The 19,089-nt window shown below is 70.3% G+C and carries 22 protein-coding genes, 1 tRNA gene and 1 pseudogene; 15 read left to right on the forward strand and 9 right to left on the reverse strand.

Annotation, left to right across the window (positions count from 1 at the left end; genetic code table 11):
* The first annotated feature begins 124 nt into the window (after positions 1-124).
* On the forward strand, positions 125-1,231 hold the full coding sequence (locus QA634_RS05965; RefSeq protein ID WP_012331114.1) for a hypothetical protein: 1,107 nt from the start codon (positions 125-127) through the stop codon (positions 1,229-1,231).
* Positions 1,232-1,379: 148 nt separating this feature from the next.
* Positions 1,380-1,838 (forward strand): GspMb/PilO family protein, encoded by a 459-nt coding sequence (locus QA634_RS05970; RefSeq protein WP_283027338.1) that lies wholly within the window; start codon positions 1,380-1,382, stop codon positions 1,836-1,838.
* Positions 1,839-2,386: 548 nt separating this feature from the next.
* Here QA634_RS05970 and QA634_RS05975 read toward each other — a convergent pair.
* Positions 2,387-3,466, reverse strand: coding sequence for a type II secretion system protein GspD (locus QA634_RS05975; protein ID WP_283027339.1), 1,080 nt, complete (start codon positions 3,464-3,466; stop codon positions 2,387-2,389).
* 475 nt (positions 3,467-3,941) lie between these two features.
* Positions 3,942-4,235: pseudogene (locus tag QA634_RS35530) on the reverse strand (secretin N-terminal domain-containing protein); the annotation flags it as partial.
* 322 nt (positions 4,236-4,557) lie between these two features.
* On the opposite strand from QA634_RS35530, the gene QA634_RS05985 reads away from it, so the two are divergent.
* The 3 genes from QA634_RS05985 to QA634_RS05995 all read left to right on the forward strand — a co-directional run bounded on the left by QA634_RS05985 (position 4,558) and on the right by QA634_RS05995 (position 6,663).
* On the forward strand, positions 4,558-4,689 hold the full coding sequence (locus QA634_RS05985; protein ID WP_283027341.1) for a hypothetical protein: 132 nt from the start codon (positions 4,558-4,560) through the stop codon (positions 4,687-4,689).
* A gap of 345 nt (positions 4,690-5,034) precedes the next feature.
* Entirely contained in the window at positions 5,035-6,468 is a 1,434-nt protein-coding gene (locus QA634_RS05990) for an NAD-dependent succinate-semialdehyde dehydrogenase (protein WP_012331118.1), read from the forward strand.
* Between the two features lie 118 nt (positions 6,469-6,586).
* Positions 6,587-6,663 (forward strand) — tRNA-Arg (locus tag QA634_RS05995).
* 12 nt (positions 6,664-6,675) lie between these two features.
* Here the strand turns inward: QA634_RS05995 and QA634_RS06000 are convergent.
* Both QA634_RS06000 and QA634_RS06005 read right to left on the reverse strand, forming a co-directional pair.
* Complete coding sequence (locus QA634_RS06000; RefSeq protein WP_012331119.1) at positions 6,676-7,827, reverse strand: tyrosine-type recombinase/integrase; 1,152 nt, start codon at positions 7,825-7,827, stop codon at positions 6,676-6,678.
* Between the two features lie 182 nt (positions 7,828-8,009).
* Positions 8,010-8,564 (reverse strand): hypothetical protein, encoded by a 555-nt coding sequence (locus QA634_RS06005; protein WP_012331121.1) that lies wholly within the window; start codon positions 8,562-8,564, stop codon positions 8,010-8,012.
* 232 nt (positions 8,565-8,796) lie between these two features.
* On the opposite strand from QA634_RS06005, the gene QA634_RS06010 reads away from it, so the two are divergent.
* Positions 8,797-9,069: a hypothetical protein gene (locus QA634_RS06010; protein WP_150108585.1), complete on the forward strand. Its 273-nt coding sequence runs from the start codon at positions 8,797-8,799 to the stop codon at positions 9,067-9,069.
* A 20-nt stretch (positions 9,070-9,089) separates the two neighbouring features.
* Here the strand turns inward: QA634_RS06010 and QA634_RS06015 are convergent, their stop codons facing one another.
* Entirely contained in the window at positions 9,090-9,461 is a 372-nt protein-coding gene (locus QA634_RS06015; protein ID WP_012331123.1) for a hypothetical protein, read from the reverse strand.
* 801 nt (positions 9,462-10,262) lie between these two features.
* Here QA634_RS06015 and QA634_RS06020 point away from each other — a divergent pair.
* The 4 genes from QA634_RS06020 to QA634_RS06035 all read left to right on the forward strand — a co-directional run bounded on the left by QA634_RS06020 (position 10,263) and on the right by QA634_RS06035 (position 11,610).
* Positions 10,263-10,499 (forward strand): hypothetical protein, encoded by a 237-nt coding sequence (locus QA634_RS06020; RefSeq protein ID WP_012331124.1) that lies wholly within the window; start codon positions 10,263-10,265, stop codon positions 10,497-10,499.
* Between the two features lie 35 nt (positions 10,500-10,534).
* On the forward strand, positions 10,535-10,816 hold the full coding sequence (locus QA634_RS06025; RefSeq protein WP_012331125.1) for a YARHG domain-containing protein: 282 nt from the start codon (positions 10,535-10,537) through the stop codon (positions 10,814-10,816).
* Positions 10,817-10,856: 40 nt separating this feature from the next.
* Entirely contained in the window at positions 10,857-11,084 is a 228-nt protein-coding gene (locus tag QA634_RS06030; RefSeq protein ID WP_012331126.1) for a hypothetical protein, read from the forward strand.
* A gap of 301 nt (positions 11,085-11,385) precedes the next feature.
* Complete coding sequence (locus QA634_RS06035; RefSeq protein WP_012331128.1) at positions 11,386-11,610, forward strand: hypothetical protein; 225 nt, start codon at positions 11,386-11,388, stop codon at positions 11,608-11,610.
* Between the two features lie 50 nt (positions 11,611-11,660).
* Here the strand turns inward: QA634_RS06035 and QA634_RS06040 are convergent, their stop codons facing one another.
* Both QA634_RS06040 and QA634_RS35755 read right to left on the reverse strand, forming a co-directional pair.
* Positions 11,661-11,894, reverse strand: a complete 234-nt coding sequence (locus tag QA634_RS06040; RefSeq protein WP_012331129.1) for a hypothetical protein — start codon at positions 11,892-11,894, stop codon at positions 11,661-11,663.
* A 78-nt stretch (positions 11,895-11,972) separates the two neighbouring features.
* Positions 11,973-12,263 (reverse strand): DUF6894 family protein, encoded by a 291-nt coding sequence (locus QA634_RS35755; RefSeq protein ID WP_415926901.1) that lies wholly within the window; start codon positions 12,261-12,263, stop codon positions 11,973-11,975.
* Positions 12,264-13,446: 1,183 nt separating this feature from the next.
* On the opposite strand from QA634_RS35755, the gene QA634_RS06050 reads away from it, so the two are divergent.
* Positions 13,447-13,854 carry a hypothetical protein gene (locus tag QA634_RS06050; RefSeq protein ID WP_012331131.1) on the forward strand — a complete coding sequence of 136 codons (408 nt, stop codon included), beginning with the start codon at positions 13,447-13,449 and terminating at the stop codon, positions 13,852-13,854.
* 233 nt (positions 13,855-14,087) lie between these two features.
* Here the strand turns inward: QA634_RS06050 and QA634_RS06055 are convergent, their stop codons facing one another.
* Positions 14,088-14,477 (reverse strand): GCG_CRPN prefix-to-repeats domain-containing protein, encoded by a 390-nt coding sequence (locus QA634_RS06055; protein ID WP_012331132.1) that lies wholly within the window; start codon positions 14,475-14,477, stop codon positions 14,088-14,090.
* Between the two features lie 244 nt (positions 14,478-14,721).
* Complete coding sequence (locus QA634_RS06060) at positions 14,722-15,774, reverse strand: SphA family protein (RefSeq protein ID WP_012331133.1); 1,053 nt, start codon at positions 15,772-15,774, stop codon at positions 14,722-14,724.
* Between the two features lie 83 nt (positions 15,775-15,857).
* Here QA634_RS06060 and QA634_RS06065 point away from each other — a divergent pair, with 83 nt between their 5' ends.
* From QA634_RS06065 to QA634_RS06080, 4 genes are all read left to right on the forward strand, one after another.
* Positions 15,858-16,193, forward strand: coding sequence for a hypothetical protein (locus QA634_RS06065; protein WP_150108586.1), 336 nt, complete (start codon positions 15,858-15,860; stop codon positions 16,191-16,193).
* A gap of 150 nt (positions 16,194-16,343) precedes the next feature.
* Positions 16,344-16,553 carry a hypothetical protein gene (locus tag QA634_RS06070; RefSeq protein ID WP_265576542.1) on the forward strand — a complete coding sequence of 70 codons (210 nt, stop codon included), beginning with the start codon at positions 16,344-16,346 and terminating at the stop codon, positions 16,551-16,553.
* 15 nt (positions 16,554-16,568) lie between these two features.
* Positions 16,569-17,303 (forward strand): aquaporin Z, encoded by a 735-nt coding sequence (aqpZ, locus tag QA634_RS06075; protein ID WP_012331136.1) that lies wholly within the window; start codon positions 16,569-16,571, stop codon positions 17,301-17,303.
* Positions 17,304-17,397: 94 nt separating this feature from the next.
* Positions 17,398-19,056, forward strand: coding sequence for an arylsulfatase (locus tag QA634_RS06080; protein WP_012331137.1), 1,659 nt, complete (start codon positions 17,398-17,400; stop codon positions 19,054-19,056).
* Positions 19,057-19,089 lie beyond the last annotated feature (33 nt).

Consider the following 19,089-nt stretch of genomic DNA (forward strand, 5'->3'; position numbering starts at 1 on the left):
CGCAAGCAAATCTAAAGGCCGGGCAGTTAAGGATTGACACCGGCGGAGGGCGCGGCGCGGCCGCAGGGGGAGGCGAGATGAGGCGGATCCCGGTCCCGGTGCTGACCCTGGGGAGGCGCTGAGCGTGCGCGCCCCGCACGGGTTCCAGGCCCTCGCGGCCTCGCCCCTCTGGCCGCGCTGGCTGCCCCGCGCCGGGTGGTGGCTCGCCGAGGCCGCCTCCCTGTTCGGCGAGGAGGAGCGCCGCGACCGCGCCGAGTCGGACCTCGTCCTGCGCCTGGAACCCGGCGGGGACCTCGTCCTCCTCGACCGCAGGGGAGCGGAGCCGCGCAGCTACCGCCTCGCGCCGGATCTCGGCGACCTCGCCGAGCGCCTGGCAGCGATCCGCGGCGCCGGCCGCGCCGCCGTGCGCGTCAAGGTCCTGGTGCCGCCCGACCTCTGCTTCCTGCGCACCCTCTCCCTGCCCGCCGGCGCGCTGCCGCGCATGCGCGAGGTGCTCGACCGCGAACTCGAGGCCGCGACGCCCTTCCGGGCCGCCGCGATCTACGGGGACTGGTTCGTGATCGGCGAGGAGGCCGGCCGGCTCAGAATCCGCCACTGCGTCGTCAAGCGCAGCCGCCTCGATCCGCTCCTCGGCGCCCTCGCGGCCGCGGGCCTGGCGGCGGGGCCGGTGGTGGTCGGCCTGGAGGAGGACCGCACCCTGCCGGTCGACCTCCTCAGCGGCGGGCGCCGGGCCCTGCCGCGGCGCCTCGCCGGGCTGCGGGCCGGCGACGCCCTGGCGCTCGCGCTCGCGGCCGGGCTCCTGATCGCGGCCCACGGGCTCTGGCGCGGGCACCAGGCCGCGACCCTCGCCGCCCTCGACGCCGCGACGCTGGCGGCCCGCCGCGCCGCCCCCGCGCGCCCGCCCGCGCCGGTCCCGGCCGTCGCGGCCGAATTGCTGGCGCAGCGCGCCGCCCGCCCGCCCCTGGCCGCGATCTGGGACGCCCTCGCGGAGGCGCTGCCCGGCTCCGTCTCGGCCGAGACCCTGCACCTCGACGCGGGCGGGCTCACCCTCGGCCTGCGCGCGCCCGACGCCGCGCCCGCCCTCCGGGCCCTCGCCCGCGTCCCCGCCTTCGGGCCGGCCCGCCTCCTGGCGGAGGACGGGGCGGGCCGCGCCGTCCTCGCGGTGCCGCTGCGCGGCACGGTGCCGCCGCGCGGCGCGCCGCCGCCCCGGCCCGCGGAGCCGCCGCGGTGAGGCGCCTGCCCGCCCTCCCCGCCCGTCCCGCGCGGCGCTGCCGGCCCTCCTCGCCCTCGCGGCGGCCGCCGCCCTCGCCGCCGCGGCGCTCGCTCCCCTGATCGAGGGCGCCCGCGAGATCGACCGCGCCCGCGCGCTCCTCGGCCGGGTGAGCGAGGCGGCCGCGCGCCCGACCGGCCTGGTCCCCCTCTTCGCGGCCGACGCGCCGGCCCTCCTCGCCGCCTTCCGGGCGCGGCTCGACGCCCTGGCGGCCGGCCGCGCCGTCCTCGTGGATGCCGTGCACGTCGAGCCCGATCCCGGGCGGCTCGAGGCCCCGCGCCTCGCCGCGGTGCTGCGCGGCACCACGGAGGGCCTGCGCGGCCTGCTGCTCGCCCTGGAGACGGAGGAGCCCCTCGTCGTGCTCGACCGCGCCGACCTCACGATCGTCCAGGCCGCCGAGCCCGAGGCGGAGCGGCCGACGCTGCTCCAGCTCGCGCTCGCGGCGCGCGGCGTCGTCGTGCCGCCCCGCCAAGGGGCCGCACCGCCCCGCCAAGGGGCCGCCCCGCCCCCCCAGGGGGAGCGATGCCCCCTCAGGGGGCGCACCGCCCCCCCAGGGGGCGCCCGATGAGCCCGCGCCTCGCCGCCCTGCGCCGGCTGGCGGCCGAGAGCGGCGCCGTCCCGCGCGCCGTCCTGGCCCTCGCGGCGGCCGTCGCCCTGGCTGCCGGGCTGTGGCCGGTCGATGCCGCGCCCCCGCCCGCGCCCGCGCCCGGTCCGGCCGCGGGCCCCGGCCCCGGCCCCGGCGGCCGCGGCGGGGCGCTGCGGCAGCCGCTCTTCGACCCCGGGCGCCGGGCCTGGACCGCGCTGGGCAGCTGGGAGGACGCGTTCGGGATGCCCAACCCGGGCACGACCCTGTCGCTCCTCGGCGTGCTGGTCGACGGACCCCGGCGCCGCGCGCTGATCGACGACGGGAGCGGGCCGCCGGAATGGCGCGCCCCCGGCGAGGGGCCGGAGGCGTGGCGGATCACCGCCATCGCGCCCGGTCGCGTCGAGGTGGCGGACCGGGCGGAGCGCCGCGCCGCCCTGGACCTGCTCGGGCCGCCGGTCGTGCTCCCCCCGCCGCCGCGCCACCCGCGCCCCCCGCGCCGGGCGCGGCGCCTCCGGGCGGGCAGCCCTGGGTCAGTCCAGGATCCGCTGGCGCAGCCCCTGCACTCCGGCTGGCACCTCTTCCAGAGGCGGCGGCGCGCTGACCGGGCGCACCGGCATCATCGTCCGGACCTGGTCGCGGAAGTCGCTGGCGATGCGGTCGGCGTCGGCCGTGCCGCGGATCACCTTCGGGCGCAGGAACACGATCAGTTCCGTGCGCACGCGCAGATCCGACTTGTTGCGGAAGGCGGGGCCGATCACCGGGAGGTCGCCGAGCACCGGCAGGGCCTCGGTGCCGATCTGCGCCTTCTCCTGGACCATGCCGCCGATCGCCAGGCTGTGCCCGTCCGACACCGCCACCGAGGTCGCGACCCGCCGCTGGCGGATGGTGGGCGAGTTGATGTTCGACGTCGTGGTCGGCACGACGTCGCTGACCTCCTGGTTGATGTCGAGGACGACGAGCCCGTTCTTGTTCACCCGCGGCGTGACCGAGAGGATCACGCCGGTGTCCTTGAGCTCGATCTGGTTGAGGATCGGCGCGTTGCCGGCGAGCGCGCTCTGGCCGCTCTGCTTCACGATCGGCACCTGGTCGCCGATCTGGAGGCGCGCGGTGCGGTTGTCGAGCACCGTGATGTTGGGCGAGGAGAGCACGTTGACCCGGGTCACGCCCCGCAGGGCGTTGAGCACGACGTGGAAATCCGCGTCGTTGAGCAGGTAGTTGAAGCCCGGCACGCCGCGCATCGCCGCGCTGACCAGGGCGCCGGCGCCGCTCGTCCCGCTCGCGACCGACGCCGCCGTGTCGGACTGGGCGAGGTTGAAGCGCGAGCCCCCGTTCTTCAGGAACCACTGCACCCCGAATTCGAGCTTGTCGTTCAGCGTCACCTCGGCGATCACCGTCTCCAGCAGCACCTGGGTCGGGCGCGCGTCGAGGCGGCCGAGGATCCGGAGGATCTTCTCGTACTGGGTCCGGGTCGCCGAGATCACGAGGCTGTTGTTGGTCTCGTCGGCGACGATGCCGATCCCGCCCCGCCGCGCGCCGCTGCCGTAGACCGCGCCCGAGCCCCCGGCCTCGCCCATGCCGGAGAGGGCGCTGCCCGAGAAGCCCGCCTCCATGGCCCCGCCGCCGAACCCGCCGGCGCCGGAGACGCCGGACCCGGCCCCGCCCGGGCCGAGGGCAGCGGCCGGCCCCCGAAGGCGCCGGGCGATCCGCCGCCGAAGGCGCCGGACGGGCCTGCCCCCGGCCCCCGCCCGCGGGAGCGCCGGCGCCGCCCGGCGGGCCGCCGAACCCTCCCGCGCCCGCCGGACCCGTCCCGGCCGCCCCGCCGCCGAAGCCGCCGAAGCCGCCCGCATCGGCGAAGCCGCCGCTCAGGCCCGCCCCGCCGCCCGCGGAACCGTAGGCGGCGGCGCCCGGCGCGCTCGCCATGGTCGGGTCGGAGGAGACGACCCCCTGGAGCACGGCGGCGAGCTCCTTCGCCGAGCGGTTCTGGATGCGGTAGACGAAGAGCTGCCGCTCGCGATCGGCCGCCACGACTTCGAGCCGGGCGATCCATTCCCGCGCCCGGTCGAGGTAGAGGGCGCGCGAGCTCACCACCAGGATCGCCCCGAGCGCCTCGTTGGGCAGGAAGCGGATCATCGCGCCCGCCCCCGAGGCCTCGCCGCCGAACACCTCCGCCAGGTCGCGGGCGATCGCCGAGGGATTCGCCCGCCGCACCGGCACCATCGCCACCGAGAGGCCGCGCATCCAGTCGACGTCGAAGACCGCGATCGTCTCGCGCAGGGCCTGGATCTGGGCGCGGTCGCCGGAGACGATGAGCAGGTTGCGGGTGCGGTCGGCCCGCAGGACGAGGTCGCGCGGCGCCACCGCCGCGAGGATGGATTGCATCTCGCCCGCCGAGATCCAGCGCAGGGGGATGACCTGCGCCCCGGGCTCGCCCGCGGCATCGGGCGTGCCGCGCACCCCGGAGGGCGGCGGCGGGGCGCCCGCGGGGAGGATCTGCACGTGGCTGCCCCGGCGGCGCAGGGTGACGCCGCGCGCCGCGAGCGCGCTCTCGAACAGGCCGAGCAGGGCCGCGCGGCTGACCGGCCCCGCCGTCTGCAGGGTGACGGTGCCGGCGACGCGCTCGTCGAGGCTGTAGCTCCAGCCGAGCGCGTCCACGAGCACCGCCCGCGCCGCCACCGCCACCGGGGCGTTGACGAGGTTGAGCGTGACGTTGCCCTCCGGGAGCGGCGCGGCCGCCTCCCTCGCGCCGCGCACGAAGACGTCGGTGCCCCGCCGCACCAGCGCCGGGGCCGGGCCGGCGGGCGGGCCGCTCTCGATCGCGCCGCGCAGGCCGTAGTCGGAGGCGCCCGCCGGCGGAGTCCCGCCGCTCCCGAGGGCGAGCGCCATCTCGAGGACGGCGCGCCAAGCCTTCGCCCTCCCCCGCATCGCCCTCTCCTGCGCCAACTCAGCGTAAAGAGATCCTTACGATCCGCATGCTTAACCAAGAGTAAAGCGGCGGCACGCGCCGGGATCTGCACTTTCTGCGCGCAGTCACCCCTGACAACAACTCTCCCCTTGCGGCACGGCGGCGGGGGCGGACCGGCCCGGCGCGGTGGCCGCGGGTGCGGCGCGGCGTGCCTTTCGGGGCCCGACGCGCTAGATCCGGGCCGTTGCCCCCGCGGTGTTGAGGAGTGGCCGCCCGATGTTTCCCGATGTTCAACTGCATATCGCCGGTGAGTGGCGCCGCGGCGGCGCCGGCCAGACGCTTCCGATCCTGAATCCGGCGACCGGCGAGACGCTGGGCCAGCTCGCGGTGGCGACGCGGGAGGATCTCGACGCCGCGCTCGCCGCTGCCGAGCGGGGGTTCTCGGCGTGGCGCAAGGTCTCGGCCTTCGAGCGCAGCAAGGTGCTGCGCAAGGCCGCCGACCTGCTGCGGAGCCGCGCCGACGCCATCGCCCGGATCATGACCCAGGAGCAGGGCAAGCCGCTGGCGGAATCCCGCGTCGAGGTGATGGCGGGCGCCGACACGATGGACTGGTTCGCGGAGGAGGGCCGGCGGGCCTACGGCCGCGTGATCCCGCCCCGGGCCGAGGGCGTGATGCAGATCGTGCTGCGCGAGCCGGTGGGGCCGGTGGCGGCCTTCACGCCCTGGAACTTCCCGATCAACCAGGCGGTGCGCAAGGTCGCGGCCTCCCTCTGCACCGGCTGCTCGGTGATCCTGAAGGGGCCGGAGGACACGCCGGCGAGCTGCGCCGAGCTGATCCGGGCGCTCCTCGACGCGGGCGTGCCGGGGGACGTGCTGGGCCTGGTCTTCGGCGACCCGGCGACGATCTCGTCCTACCTGATCCCGCATCCGGTGATCCGGAAGATGTCGTTCACGGGCTCGACGGCGGTGGGCAAGCAGCTGGCGGCCCTGGCCGGCCAGCACATGAAGCGGGCGACGATGGAGCTCGGCGGCCACGCGCCGGCGATCGTCTTCCGCGACGCGGATGTCGACAAGGCCGTGAAGGTGCTCGGCGCCAACAAGTTCCGCAATGCCGGCCAGGTCTGCGTGGCGCCGACGCGCTTCCTGGTGCACGACTCGGTCTTCGACCGCTTCGTGGACGATTTCGTCGGCTATGCCCGGGCCCTGACCGTGGGCAACGGCCTGGAGGAGGGGGTGACGATGGGCCCCCTCGCCCATGGCCGGCGGATCGAGGCGATGGAGGGCTTCGTGGCCGACGCGGAGGCGAAGGGCGCGCGCCTGCGCACGGGCGGCAAGCGCCTCGGCAACCGCGGCCACTTCTTCGAGCCGACGGTGTTCACGGACGTGCCGCTCGACGCGCGGATCATGAACGAGGAGCCGTTCGGGCCGATCGCGGCGATCCAGCGCTTCTCGGAGGACGAGGAGGCCTTCGGCGAGGCGAACCGCCTGCCCTACGGGCTGGCCGCCTACGCCTATACGGGCTCGACCGAGACGGCGCAGAAGCTCGCCACCCGCATCGAGAGCGGCATGCTGTCGATCAACCACCACGGCATCGCGCTGCCGGAGACGCCCTTCGGCGGCGTGAAGGATTCGGGCTACGGCAGCGAGGGCGGCTCGGAGGCGATCGAGGGCTACCTCAACACCCGCTTCGTCACCCAGGCCGGCTTCTGAGCGGCTCCCGGCCGGCGCCCCACGGCGCCGGTCCCTTGCCGGCGATTTAGGGGTTGCCAAGCCGATCCGGACCCTCTAGATCACCCCCCACCGACGGAGGCCGCTGCCTCCCGGCCAGGCGCCCGTAGCTCAGCTGGATAGAGCACCAGACTACGAATCTGGGGGTCAGAGGTTCGAATCCTTTCGGGCGCGCCATCTAACTTCTTGCTACGCATGGTTTTTTCCTTTCGGGGCTTTCGGCTCCGGAGGGCTGGTTTGCAGTCGGTTTGCAAATTCTGTTCGTGGCGAGTTCTCCCAGTTGAAGATCGCTTGGTCCGCCAGCGCCCGCGTGCGGGCGAGATAGCGGTCGAGGATCACGGTCACGGTCTTGAGCGAGTGACCGGTGATGGTCGCGATCTGCTGTGGCTGGCAGCCGGCCTCGGACAGCATCGTCACCGCTGTCCCGCGCAGATCGTGGAAGTGCAGGCTCACCGGCTCGGCGAGGCCCGGGAGTGTGATCCGGTCGAGGCCGGCCTCGATCGTCGCCTCCTCCCACAGCCGGGCGAAGTACCGCTTCTGCAGCGCCCTCCCCGTCTTGGTGGTCAGGATCAGCGGTGAAACACGCTGCATGCCGTCCAGCATGAGCCGGAGGGCCTGAGTGCACGGGATGGCGACGAGGGGCGCCACGCGCCTGCCGCGGGCGCTCTTGCCCTGCCTGAGCGTAATGGCGGTGCCGTCGTATGCGGACCAGGGCAGCACCAGCAGGTCGCCCTGCCGCTGGCCGGTGTGAAGCGCCATGATGAGCGCGCGCTGCAACTCGATCGGTGCCACGCGCATGAAGGCGTGGATGTGCTCAGGTAGCCAGATGATCTCTGACCGGTCGACGTGGTAGAGGCGCTTGAAGCCCTGGATGTGGTTGGCGTGGATCCGGCCGTTCTCCCGTGCCCAGGTCAGCATGGCCGAGATGACGGAGAGGCGGTTGTCCGCCTCGCGCTCGCCCGAGGCACGGGCGACCTTCGCACGCCAATCCAGAAAGTCACCGCGCACGGCCGGGTCGTTCAGGACCTCGCGCGGCATGTCGCCGAACTCGCTCTCGGCCTTCGCCAGCATGCGCCGATATTCACGCTGCGTGGAGGCGGAGAGCTTGTCGGTGAATTCTAGGGAGGCCGTGTACTCGCGGATGAGGCCGTCGAAGTTGTCGCCCGTGTGTCGCGCCTTTAGCGTCTTCTCCGCCTCGGCGACGCTCAGCAGGAACTCACGGGAGCCCGGCTCACCGTCGAGCCGCATGCCGGTCGCGCGGTGGTACCAGTAGGTCCGGCGCGTGCCGTCCTTGAGGGTCTTGTAGGTCGGGAACGTGCCCGGATAGTTAGCGCGAACCACGGCCGGCCTTCCATTTCTCGCGCAACGTCATGTCGGTAGAGGTGCTCCCCTCCCCTATCGTAAGGCTGAGGCGACCGGTCACGGGATCGACCTCGAGGCGGCCGACCTTGAGGCCTGCCTCCGTGGCGCCCTTCAGGATGCGCTTGACCTGGGTCTGAGTAATGGTCGGCCGACGCGACATCTTACGCCTCTTTATGCCGGCGGGAGCGTAGAGCTTCCACTTTTGCGTTAACACGACTGACGATGTCGTTGCAGTTCACGAATATCGCCGACGAGCGCTTGTTGAGTAGCGACTTGCAGAGATCGATGTAATCCCGGTCGTCGGTAATGTTGACCAAAATAGTCGACGCACCATGTCCAAGCGTGCTACTAGGATCCGAGTTCTTAACGCTTGGTGGTGGACTAAAAATTAATAGTATGGTCAAACCTTCCGGAAATAATTCACCAGCTTTTCTCGATTTGGCGGGATCTTCGTAAAAAATCACCAAGTGTGTGAATTTCTGGGCGGCCAGCGACGCTTGGCCCGGAGACATCCCGTAGCTGGTCAGCTCTGCGATAAGTGCGATGAGATAGACGGTGCGAAGCGTCACCAGGTAACGCCCGCCACGCCCTTCCGCGGGCTGATCGTTGCCGGTCAGCGGTACCGCGCCCCGCGAGATCTGGCTGCGGAGCGTGTTGAACTCCATGCCGGTAACCGCGGCAGCGTCCGCCAAGAGGAACTGAGGCACATCGAGCATGGCAGATTGCGATCCTATCGATGAGCATGCTGAACGATTGATGCGGTCGCGTCAATGATATTGCGCAGGCATCGGAGCCGTTTTGGTGCTGGTTCGCTGGGGACAGACGAGAGCCGCCGCATTGACGCGGCGGCGGGACCAGCACGAGCCAAGGTGAGCTAAGTGGGATACCGCTGCGGAGGCGCGTTGACCCCGGCGTTTCGATCGCTGCCGCTCAAGACTCCGACCGGACGTGAGCAGCATCGGCCGCCGCCTGAACGGCGATGGTCGACACCTTCTCCCAGTCCCCGCATTCCGCGTTGTGGCGTACCAGCTCGATGGCTCGAAGCCTCGCCTCCTCATCCGTCTACGGCGTGCTCTCACGGATCGCCTTCAGGACGATGTCGCGCAGGTCATCGAGCCGCTGCGCTTCATCATCGAGGATCCCGGCCGCGATCGGGCCCAGCCTCGGGTGGAAGCTCTGGGCGGCGCACGCATCGGCGCTGTGCTCGAGCCCGCGCTGTAGGCGCACGAGCTCATGGATGGTCAGGTCTGCAGGCCGGACGCGGGCCGCGGCTCGGGCTCCACGAGGGCCTGAATGGCCGCGCAGACGGCCTCAAGTGCCGCTTCGGTCAGCGGCTTGTCTGCCGCGCCATCCTCGACCTGGCGAACGATGTCGGGCAGGTACGTCGCGAGGGCGGTGAGCCCGGCCGTCGAGGTCGGCCTCGTCGGCAGCAAGGCGCGGAGCAGAACATCATGCCGCGCCTGGAACTCGCCAATGAGCGCCTGCAGGCGGCGCTCGCTCGAGTGGCCTGGATCGACCTTGGCGTATGCGTCGACGGCCTCACTGTGCTGCGCGTAGGCCTGCCGGTGGCTCTCGATGGCCACGAAGATCGGATCAGTCTGCAGCGTGCTCATCACAGGCTCTCTTCAGTGCACAGGGCGGCGAACGATTGCGCCGCCTCGGGATCCTTAGGAGCGAACCGCCTCTGCAGGGCCTTGCGCAAGACCACAATCGGGCCGCGGGCCGGCTCCCCGGTGCGCATGGCCCGGATGGCAGCTGTGACCGGTCCAACCTGTGTGGAGGGTGAGCGGGAGCGTTCGCCGGCGCGGGCCGGCGTGGTAGGTGTCCAGATGGCCATGACTGATCCCCAGGAGACGGTTGTGGTCAGGCCTGGCCGGGAGTGTCCACCTTCCGGTCGGGCCGTCTTTGTGCTAGCACGGTTTTGCCATGTCGCAAGAAACCGTGCTAGCAAAGAAACGTCGCGGCCCGCCCCCCACGGGCAAAGGGCAGCAAATTGTTGTCCGCGCTCAGCCGGACCTTGTGGCTGCCCTCGACGCTTGGATTGGACACCAGCCCGATCCCAAGCCTTCGCGGCCGGAGGCTGTTCGCCGTCTCGTCGAAATCGCGCTGAGGTCGGAGCCCCAGTTCTGATGCGCCCATCCAAGCACCACAGAGCCAAGGGCTACCTGAAGTGAGAGGCGACCGACGGTGCCCACTCACCTTCCTAAGCGAGTACCACCCTCGCGCTGGCAGCAGATCCTCTGGGTGGTCGAAGCCGTCCTTGAGGGCACTCTCGTGCGCTTGTGGCGCTGGGTGCGTGCCATTCTCACGAGAAGGCGTCCTTGAAGCCGCCACCGTCGTGTTCCTGTCGGCTGGCGAGATGGTCGATGGCGGCCCCGGCGTGCGTCTCCGCAAAACCAATCGGGAGTCCTGACATGCGCCAGCTCGGCACCGTCACTCTCCACATCGAGCCTGCCACGACCACGATGCCGGCTCGTGTGTCCATTGCCGTTGCTGGCACGTCAGGACCGAGCGGAGAGGTCGTCTACCTGACCGCAGAGTGCGTGACGCTCGACGAGCTGGAGGGCCAGATCAACGGCCTCCAGGATGAGCTTGACGTCCTGCGAGCCGAGGCCCGGCGCATTTTCTCGGATCAGAGCGGCCACGCGTGAGGAATGATGGGCATGAAGGCAAAGGACCACCCGAAATGACGTGCCGCTGTCTTTTCGCTGCGGCCGCAGCAGCCGTGTTGTTCCCGGTCGCGCACTCCGGCCCAGCCTTCGCGCAATCCTGCGAAGAGGCTTGGTACCAGCGCAACATCCTGTTCAAACAGGGCGGCTACTGCTTCAAGTCGCCGAGAGCGATCAGGACGTTCGGCAACGCCGGATGCCGGTACGACAGTCAGGCGGACGTGCCGCTGTCGGTACGCCAGCGGGCCGCCATTGCTGAAATCCAGGCGTTCGAGCGTGCCAACGGGTGTCCTCCGTGAAGCGGCTGATGCTCTATCTCGGTGACCCATGAGTAGCGTCGTGGATCAGCCGCCACGCCTCGCCGAGGTCTCGCGCCTGGCCCACCTCCTGGCCGATCGCATCTACAAGGATCACATGGTCGGAGTGGCGGTGCCGGGCGAGCACATGAGCGCCCTGGTCGCGGCAGGGCTGCTGCTGGAGGAGTACAGCCTGGAGGTGCCGCCGCTGCTGGCGCCGGTCATGGATCAGCTCCGGGCGCGGGCGGCGGTCGAGACGATGGCGAGCTAGAGGGCAGCTCGTGATCACCTCTCCCACCAGGAAGCCAGCCGCGAGGCGGTTGCTGAGCACCCCCGGCTCCCCCGCCACGGCGACGGCAGCCCGGAGGGATAGGTCGCCGCCATCAGCCGGTCGCCCTCGTACCGAAGCGCCTGCGCATCATCACATCCAGGCGGCCGTCAGCGATCTTTCCGCCGAGCATCTTTTCCATCTGGATGTCGACCCGGGGCCCCTGCGGGGTCTGCGTGACCGTCGCGGTGGCGGGTGGGGCGCCCCGCCTTGCGCAGCTCGCCGCCTCTGGCATCCTCCGGTGATGAGCTACTTCGTCGACATCATCCGGGTCGAGCCGCCAGCGCCCGGCAGCGAGGCGGGCCGACCGACGTACCGCCTGCCCGGCGAGTTCCCGGGCCTCGACGAGGCGAACGCGGCCGCCCAGCAGCACATCCTGGAGCTCGGGCTCCCGCCGGGTGGGGCGCACTACCGCGTCGTGGATCGGGACGGCCGCGAGGTCGTGACCACGCACGACCCGCAGGGTTGACGCTCGCCTCCGCGCTTCCGGTCGAGCGGGCTGGCGGGCTGGCGGGCCATTCAGGCATGCCCGGTCAGCCTCGCGGTCATCTCGGCGATGAACGCACGGTGGCGGAGCGTCTGCGCCTGGGAGACTTCCATCGTTCGCAGAAGATCCTCGGCAAGGTGCGCCGGGGCGCCCTTGTCGGCCGGCTGCGCGACGAGAGCCTCCTGAGCCCCAAGCCGTCCCTCGCCCTCTGCCATGTGCCGATTGGCGAAGGCGAGCTGCTCGACCTCATGCTCCGGGTTCGACACGACGCCCGCGTGTTCAGTGCTGCGGTGCTTCGGCCTGCGCTGCCCATACCGGGCATGTCACCGGCGGGAGTGCGGCGGCTACGCTGCACGGCGCCTTGCTGACCTGATCGGCTCTAGGAGGGGGACCTGCATGAGATGCTGGCCCGCAGCATTGGCGATCTCGAACGCGCATGCGCGCGGATCGCGACCCGCCTGAACGACGTCGCCCAAGACGCCCGGGATTGCCTCACACGCCTCGAGATAAGCTTCCTCGACACTGGAGCACTCGATGCCGATGTCGTCGCTTTCGACGCGGTCCACGTCGCGGAAATGAAAATAGAAATGCGGCATTAGTCCCCCTGAACGCGGTCTTCTAAGACGCCTGAGCATATGCACTCCGCCGCTTTACGCGACAAGGCTCCATGACTCCGCCGAGTCTCTCTGCAAAGCGCAGCGCTTGAACTTTGTCCAATCCATGCACGAGCGGCCGCCCTCCACTGAACAGGGTGTACGTGCGATCCAGTCTGGGCTTGAGGAGGATTTGATCATGCATTCACTTGCACCTTCTGCGGTCAAGCGGAGCCACTTGATCCATGTTAAGAGCTTCTGATCCAAAGGCGCGGGATGGGATTTTGTTCACGGCAATGGCATCAGAGATCACCGTTAAACAGGCGCTCCTCCGCGCCATCGATTAAGCCGGCATAATGATCGCGCGCCATAAAATGCAGCCTCCGACAATTGAACCCCTCCTCTCCTGAGGAGCTTGGACCTACTGCGGTTCAGGCTGGCGGCGTTTCGAACCGGGGCGCGCCGTGCCTGGACTTTCCCCTTGAACAGGCTGACCAGGTACTCGAAAGCGCTGGAAATAGAGAGCCCCAAGGGCCTCGTCGTACGGCCGCCAGGGCTCTCGTGCCATCAATCGGAGCGCCGGGGGAGTGGAGCCGGCGCCGAGGTCCTCGGATAGCCCCAGGGCCGGCCGGCGGTCCGGCGTGGAGAGGAGGGGGATCCGCTGGACCGGATCAGGCTGCCTCGGCCGCGTTGCTGGCGTGTGTACGTACCACCGTCCACGCAGCAAGGAGGGCGGCTCGCCGCCCCAGCCGACCTCGAAGGGCGGAGCTCACTTGAGCCCTATCCCCGCCATCTCCACCGGCACCGCTACGATCACGCTCTTCCGCAGGAGGCCGTTGAGCTGCTCCGCCATCTAGTTCACGGCTGCACCGACCCTGCTGAACGACTGGGTGAGTTTGTCGGCGGCGCTCTCCGCGCGGCCGGACGCGCTGATCAGCTGGTCGAGGGCCGATGCCGCCGTAATAGCCGGCCGGCCGTCGACCGCGAGCCCGAGGGTAGGGAGGTCCGCTACTGGTCCGCATCTGACGCTTGATGTCCGCGCGCGAGGTCCGCAGCGGGTATTTCTCTACCCTTGGCGGAAGCACACCCTAAGGGCAGGAATGCGCCACGAGCTGACCTTCAACTTCGCATATCTGAAGGTCCGCTGTTGATCTATGGGCAGACATGAATGCGAAGGCCTAGCTCTGTGCCCCGACCATCTCCCAGGCTGCCCATTTCGGATTGGATGAACATCGTCTTCATGCTCGCGCAGATCACCTACGATCACGACGAGCGCGGCGCCTGGACAGTCCTCAAGGCCCAGGAGCGGTCGCATGTGCTCTGGACCCCACTGGGAGGATGCTCTGGACCCCACTGGGAGGATGCAGACGGAACGCTGCACGCGCGGGTCGTACGCGGGTGCGACCTGACCGGGCCGAACCACCGGCACGCCGTGCAGGTCGTCGAGAACGAGGAACAAGCCTTCGACTTCGCCGAGACCTTCGGCGACGAGATCCCGCTCGCGGACGACGACATCACGCTGCCGCTGCCGGAACCGGCCGTGCCGGATCACCACATCGCCGTGCTCCTGTCCGAACCGTTCCTGACCTGCGACGGTCTCATCCAGGTTGCACCCGAAGTTATCAGGGCCTGACGGACCGGGCGCCGGACGGGTCACCGCCCGCGCAAGGCTCGGTCAGACGCCCGCCGCTTCCCGCCGTGCCGGACCGAAGGAGCTATCGCTGAAGGTCGCGCATCGACGAGATCAGCGTCCTCCTCCAGGCGACTGCCGACGGTCAGGCTCGCGTCGAGAGCATCCTCGGGTTCGGGGCGAGCCTGGAGAGCGGCCCGAGGTCGCCCTCGACAAGGGTTTAGGTATCCAGCCAGCTATCGGTGAAACCGGCCGCCGCGGAAGCCGCCGCCGTGGAAGCCTCGCCCGCCTGCGAAGCCACCCACCCGGCGCGCGTAAACGCCGCGACCGCCGTAGACCCGGCCGCCGTAGACCCGCCGCCCGTAGACGGCGCCGCCGCGGTAGCCGTAGACGGCGCCGCCGCGGTAGCCGTACACGGCGCCCCCGCCGTAGTACCCGGGCGCGCCATAGTAGCCACCGTAGACGTTCGGCCGGCAGGCGCCGTATGGCCCTCGATGGAAGCCGATCCCGCAGCCCCCCACGGCCTCGGCGGTGTCGACGCCGATCCGGCCCTTCTCCATCGCGCCGAGTCCGAGCCAGGCCCCGAAGGCCAGGGCGAAGAGCGCCACCAATCCCCTGCTTCGCATCGCGTGCACTCCAGCGTGAGCCGGGGCTGGCCGAGCGGATGGTCGCGCCGGCGCCCCTCCTACCGCTCGCCGCTCCTCGTGAGGCGCGACGGACGGTGGGACTAGAGCGCCGGCCCGCGGGGGTGTCACCGCTGTAACAGTAACAGTGATGACATCGGGGTTCGGGAGCGGGGAGGATCTCCCGGCGGGGTCACCTCAGGGGGGCGGCCCCGCGCTTCCCAGGTCCGACGGAGCGGCCCGGATGCTAATTCTTCGCGACGAGCGGACGAGGCTCCGGGGCGGCCTTAGGGGGAGCCACCCAGAGCGGGACGGCCACGGACACGAACAGGGTGGTGCCGACGAACCGGTTCTGCACCTCGACGTCGCGCAGCACCTTCACCCGCGTCGTGACCGGCGTCTGGCCCACCTTGAAGTCGTAGCCGAGCATGCCGCCCAGCGCCGTCACCCGGCCGCGGAACGGCCCGATGCGGTTGCCGGGGCCGCTGTCGTCCGTGAACTGCTGGTAGTGGAAGCCGACGAACCCGAGGGTGAACTCCTTCGTCAGGAACTTCGTGGCCGACCACTCGACGTGGAACTCGTTGCCCGAGATGTAGCGGGTCGCCGGATTCTCGAAGTTGAAGGTTACGCCGGGCGTCACCGAGAGCTCGTAGCCCGCCACCGGGTCGAGGTAGGTGAGCGCGCCCGTGAGGTCGATAGCCGGCCGGTTCAGGGCCACGTTCGAGAGCTGGCCGACCTCGTAGGCCCCCGCCGGAATGTTCCCGCTCAGGTTCAAGCTCCAGTGGAAGTTGCCGGAGTGCCAACCGATGAAGGCGGACACAAAGGGGTCGCCGGCGTTAAAGGTCGAGTCGCTCACTCGTCCCCCAACGACGCGGTCGATGCGGGGCGAGTACAGCAGGGTCGCCGCGCTCACGGTGGGCTCGCCGAACGGTATCGCGACCGAGAAGCCGAGTTGTCCCCCGAAGATCTCGACCGGCGTCACCCAGAGCGGGGTGACGAGATTGATGTTGGTGTCCTGGCGGACGTTCGCGGCCACCACGCCACCCGACTGGAAGACGCGGCCGCCGCCGAGCGCTCCGGAGTAGTGGTAGAAGTCATCCTCAAAGTAGAAGCCAGGCGGCGGAGTGACGCCCGCCAGGGGACCTCGGATACCCAGCAGGTAAACGCCCGTCGCGGCCTCGGCGGCCTCCGCCTCCCGCTCGAAGGGAGGGCTGCCGTACACCGCCGCTGCAAGCGCGAGGGCGGCAACGGCCCTCAGCGGCCTTGCGAGAGTGGCCCCGTTCCCTTTCATGGTTGGCATTCTTCGCCCCGGCGTCGTTGCTACCAAGTCCAGGCTACGGAAGGTCCCGGATGACATAAATAGAAAACCCGAGCATCTCCTGGTTGCTGTCAACGGTGTTGAATTATTGCAACGGCATATTGCCGGCGAACCGTCGTGCCGAGATCCCTAAAATAAACGCGGAGCAGCATAAGATGCGGGTGAACGGCTTAATTGATTGCAAGGCTCTCCTCGCATTGGCCGCTCCCGCGCCGTTGGAGCCCGCGCAGGCGGCTCCGCTGCCCGTCGCCGCGATGACCGATGTCGGGCCGGGCGTCACGCTCGTGCCCGTCGCGCGCCGGCACAACTTCCGCGGCGGCTTCCGTGGCGGCGGCTTCAGGGGCGGAGGCTTCCGTGGCGGTTTCGCAGGGCGCAGGATGGGCGGGTTCTGGGGTGGGTAGGGACGCCCGGGCTTCGCGGGCGGCGGCATCGGACGCCCCATCGCGGGCCGGGTCAGGCCTGGCTGGCATGGCGGCGGCGTCCGGCGCCCCATCGCGGGCAGGGTCCGACCGGGCTGGCACGGCGGTGGCGTCAGACGCAACGCCGTCGTGGTGCGCCGGAACGTTGTGGTCGGCGGCGTCTACCGTCCCTACGGCGCATGGTGGCCGGCCGGTGGCGCCATCGCGGCCGGAGCGGCCCTCGGCTTCGTCGGCGCGGCGACGGCCGCCGCCTGGGCGGGCTCCCCGCCGGCCTCCGGCTACTGCTGGTTCTACACCGACGCGTCCCGGACGAAGGGCTTCTGGGACCGCTGCCCTCGCTGACCTGAGGAGGCTTCCATGGACATCCGCAAGTGCGCGGCCGAAGCCATCGGCACGTTCTGGCTCACCTTCGCCGGCTGCGGCAGCGCCGTCGTCGCGGCGGCCTTCCCGCAGGTCGGCATCGGCCTGCTCGGCGTGTCGCTGGCCTTCGGCCTGACCGTGGTGACCATGGCCTACGCCATCGGCCACATCTCGGGCTGCCATCTCAACCCGGCGGTCACGTGCGGGCTCGCCGCGGGCGGACGCTTCCCAGCACGCGAGATCCCCCCTTACGTGGTCTCGCAGGTCATCGGCGGGATCGCCGCCGCGGCGCTGCTCTACGCAATCGCGAGCGGCGCGCCCGACTTCGACGCGGCGAAGGGATTTGCCGCGAACGGTTACGGCGACCACTCGCCGGGGCATTACGGCCTGGTCTCCTGCCTCATGGCCGAGGTGGTGCTCACGATGATGTTCCTGTTCATCATCATGGGGGCGACCCACGGCAAGGCGCCGGTCAGCTTCGCGCCCCTCGCAATCGGCTTCGCGCTGACGCTGGTCCACCTCGTCGGCATCCCGGTCACGAACCTCTCGGTGAACCCGGCCCGCAGCACGGGCCCCGCCCTTTTCGCCGGAGGCTGGGCCGTCGGGCAGCTCTGGCTGTTCTGGGTCGCACCGCTGCTCGGGGGGACGTTGGGCGGGATGCTCTACCACTGGATCAGCGCGGAGCCGTCGGCGCAGGTCACCGGCATGGTGCCGCCCGCCCCGGCGGAGTGAGCGGGAGAACGCTGCCGAAACCCCTGACACCCTCGATCCGGGCGCCGCGCGCACCCGGGCTCCATGACCGCGACCGACCCTTCAGGAGAGGACCATGAGCGAGACACGGCGGCTGAACGACCTCGACGTGAAGCAGGAGGCGGGCCGGGCGTTCAGCCGCCGCGCGATGCTCCTGGGGGGGACCGCGCTGGCCGCATCCACGATGGGCGCCCAGGCACAGGCGCCCGCGCCGTCCCCGCAGCCCGCGCCCGCCAGGACCGGCGGCTCGGGCCGACCGGTCAACATCCTGGTCATGTTCGGCGACGATATCGGGCAGTCGAACATCAGCGCCTACACCTTCGGCCTGATGGGATACCGCACCCCCAACATCGACCGCATCGCCCGCGAGGGCATGATGTTCACCGACTACTATGCCGAGCAGAGCTGCACGGCCGGCCGCTCGTCCTTCATCACGGGGCAGTCGACCCTGCGTACGGGGCTGTCGAAGGTCGGCGTGCCCGGCGCGACGGTGGGCCTGCAGAAGGAGGACCCAACCCTCGCCGAGCTCCTCAAGCCGCTCGGCTACGCCACGGGGCAGTTCGGCAAGAACCACCTCGGCGACCGGGACGAGTACCTGCCGACCAACCACGGCTTCGACGAGTTCTTCGGCAACCTCTACCACCTCAACGCCGAGGAGGAGCCCGAGCAGCGGACCTACCCGCGCGATCCCGAGTTCCGGAAGAAGTTCGGTCCCCGCGGCGTCCTCAAGGCGTCGGCGGACGGCAAGATCGAGGACACGGGCCCGCTCACCAAGAAGCGGATGGAGACCATCGACGACGAGACCTCGGCCGCCGCGATGGATTTCATGGAGCGCCAGGTTCGGGCCAGCAAGCCGTTCTTCTGCTGGTTCAACTCGACCCGGATGCACTTCCGCACCCACGTCGCGGCGGACCGCCGGAGCCCCCCGGGCCTCACAGCCCGGACCGAGTACGCCGACGGGATGGTCGAGCACGACGGGCACATCGGGCAGCTCTTGAAGAAGCTCGACGACCTCGGCATCGCGAACGACACCATCGTCCTCTACACGACCGACAACGGCCCGCACATGAACTCCTGGCCGGACGCCGCGATGACGCCGTTCCGGAGCGAGAAGGACACGAACTGGGAAGGCGCCTTCCGGGTGCCCTGCATGATCCGCTGGCCCGGGCACATCCAGGCCGGATCGGTTTCGAACGAGATGGTCAGCGGGCTCGACTGGGTGCCGACGCTCATGGCGGCCGCAGGTGATCCCGACATCACGGGCAAGCTCCTGAAGGGTCACACGGCCGGTGCGAAGACCTTCAAGGTTCACCTGGACGGCTACAACCAGCTTCCGTATCTCACCGGGCAGCAGGACCGTAGCGCCCGCAACAAGTTCTTCTACTTCAACGACGACGGCGACCTCGTGGCGATGCGCTACGAGAACTGGAAAATCGTCTTCGAGGAACAGCGTGCCCCGGGCACGATGCGGATCTGGGCCGAGCCCTTCACTACGCTGCGCATGCCGAAGCTGTTCGACCTGCGGGCGGACCCTTACGAGCGCGCCGACATCACATCGAACACCTACTACGACTGGTTCGTCTCGCAGCCCTACCTGATCTTTCCCGCCCAGGAGGAAGTCGCCAAGTTCCTCGCGACGTTCCGCGAATTCCCCCCTCGCCAGCGGGCGGCGAGCTTCAGCATCGACCAGATCATCGAGAAGATGCGCCGTGCGACAGAGGCGCATAGCCAGTAGGGCGTCAGGAGACCGGCGATGTCCTCGCGGACA

The sequence above is a fragment of the Methylobacterium sp. CB376 genome, from assembly GCF_029714205.1.
Lineage (GTDB): Bacteria > Pseudomonadota > Alphaproteobacteria > Rhizobiales > Beijerinckiaceae > Methylobacterium.

Excerpts from the sequence above, each read along its gene's own strand:
- QA634_RS06050 (WP_012331131.1), top strand. The coding sequence starts at position 13,447 with ATGAACATCGTCTTCATGCTCGCGCAGATCACCTACGATCACGACGAG.
- QA634_RS06015 (WP_012331123.1), bottom strand. The coding sequence starts at position 9,461 with ATGAGCACGCTGCAGACTGATCCGATCTTCGTGGCCATCGAGAGCCAC.
- aqpZ (WP_012331136.1), top strand. The coding sequence starts at position 16,569 with ATGGACATCCGCAAGTGCGCGGCCGAAGCCATCGGCACGTTCTGGCTC.
- QA634_RS06055 (WP_012331132.1), bottom strand. The coding sequence starts at position 14,477 with ATGCGAAGCAGGGGATTGGTGGCGCTCTTCGCCCTGGCCTTCGGGGCC.
- QA634_RS06060 (WP_012331133.1), bottom strand. The coding sequence starts at position 15,774 with ATGCCAACCATGAAAGGGAACGGGGCCACTCTCGCAAGGCCGCTGAGG.
- QA634_RS06080 (WP_012331137.1), top strand. The coding sequence starts at position 17,398 with ATGAGCGAGACACGGCGGCTGAACGACCTCGACGTGAAGCAGGAGGCG.
- QA634_RS06035 (WP_012331128.1), top strand. The coding sequence starts at position 11,386 with ATGAGCTACTTCGTCGACATCATCCGGGTCGAGCCGCCAGCGCCCGGC.
- QA634_RS06005 (WP_012331121.1), bottom strand. The coding sequence starts at position 8,564 with ATGCTCGATGTGCCTCAGTTCCTCTTGGCGGACGCTGCCGCGGTTACC.
- QA634_RS35755 (WP_415926901.1), bottom strand. The coding sequence starts at position 12,263 with ATGCTCAGGCGTCTTAGAAGACCGCGTTCAGGGGGACTAATGCCGCAT.
- QA634_RS05975 (WP_283027339.1), bottom strand. The coding sequence starts at position 3,466 with ATGGAGGCGGGCTTCTCGGGCAGCGCCCTCTCCGGCATGGGCGAGGCC.
- QA634_RS06025 (WP_012331125.1), top strand. The coding sequence starts at position 10,535 with ATGACGTGCCGCTGTCTTTTCGCTGCGGCCGCAGCAGCCGTGTTGTTC.
- QA634_RS06020 (WP_012331124.1), top strand. The coding sequence starts at position 10,263 with ATGCGCCAGCTCGGCACCGTCACTCTCCACATCGAGCCTGCCACGACC.
- QA634_RS05990 (WP_012331118.1), top strand. The coding sequence starts at position 5,035 with ATGTTTCCCGATGTTCAACTGCATATCGCCGGTGAGTGGCGCCGCGGC.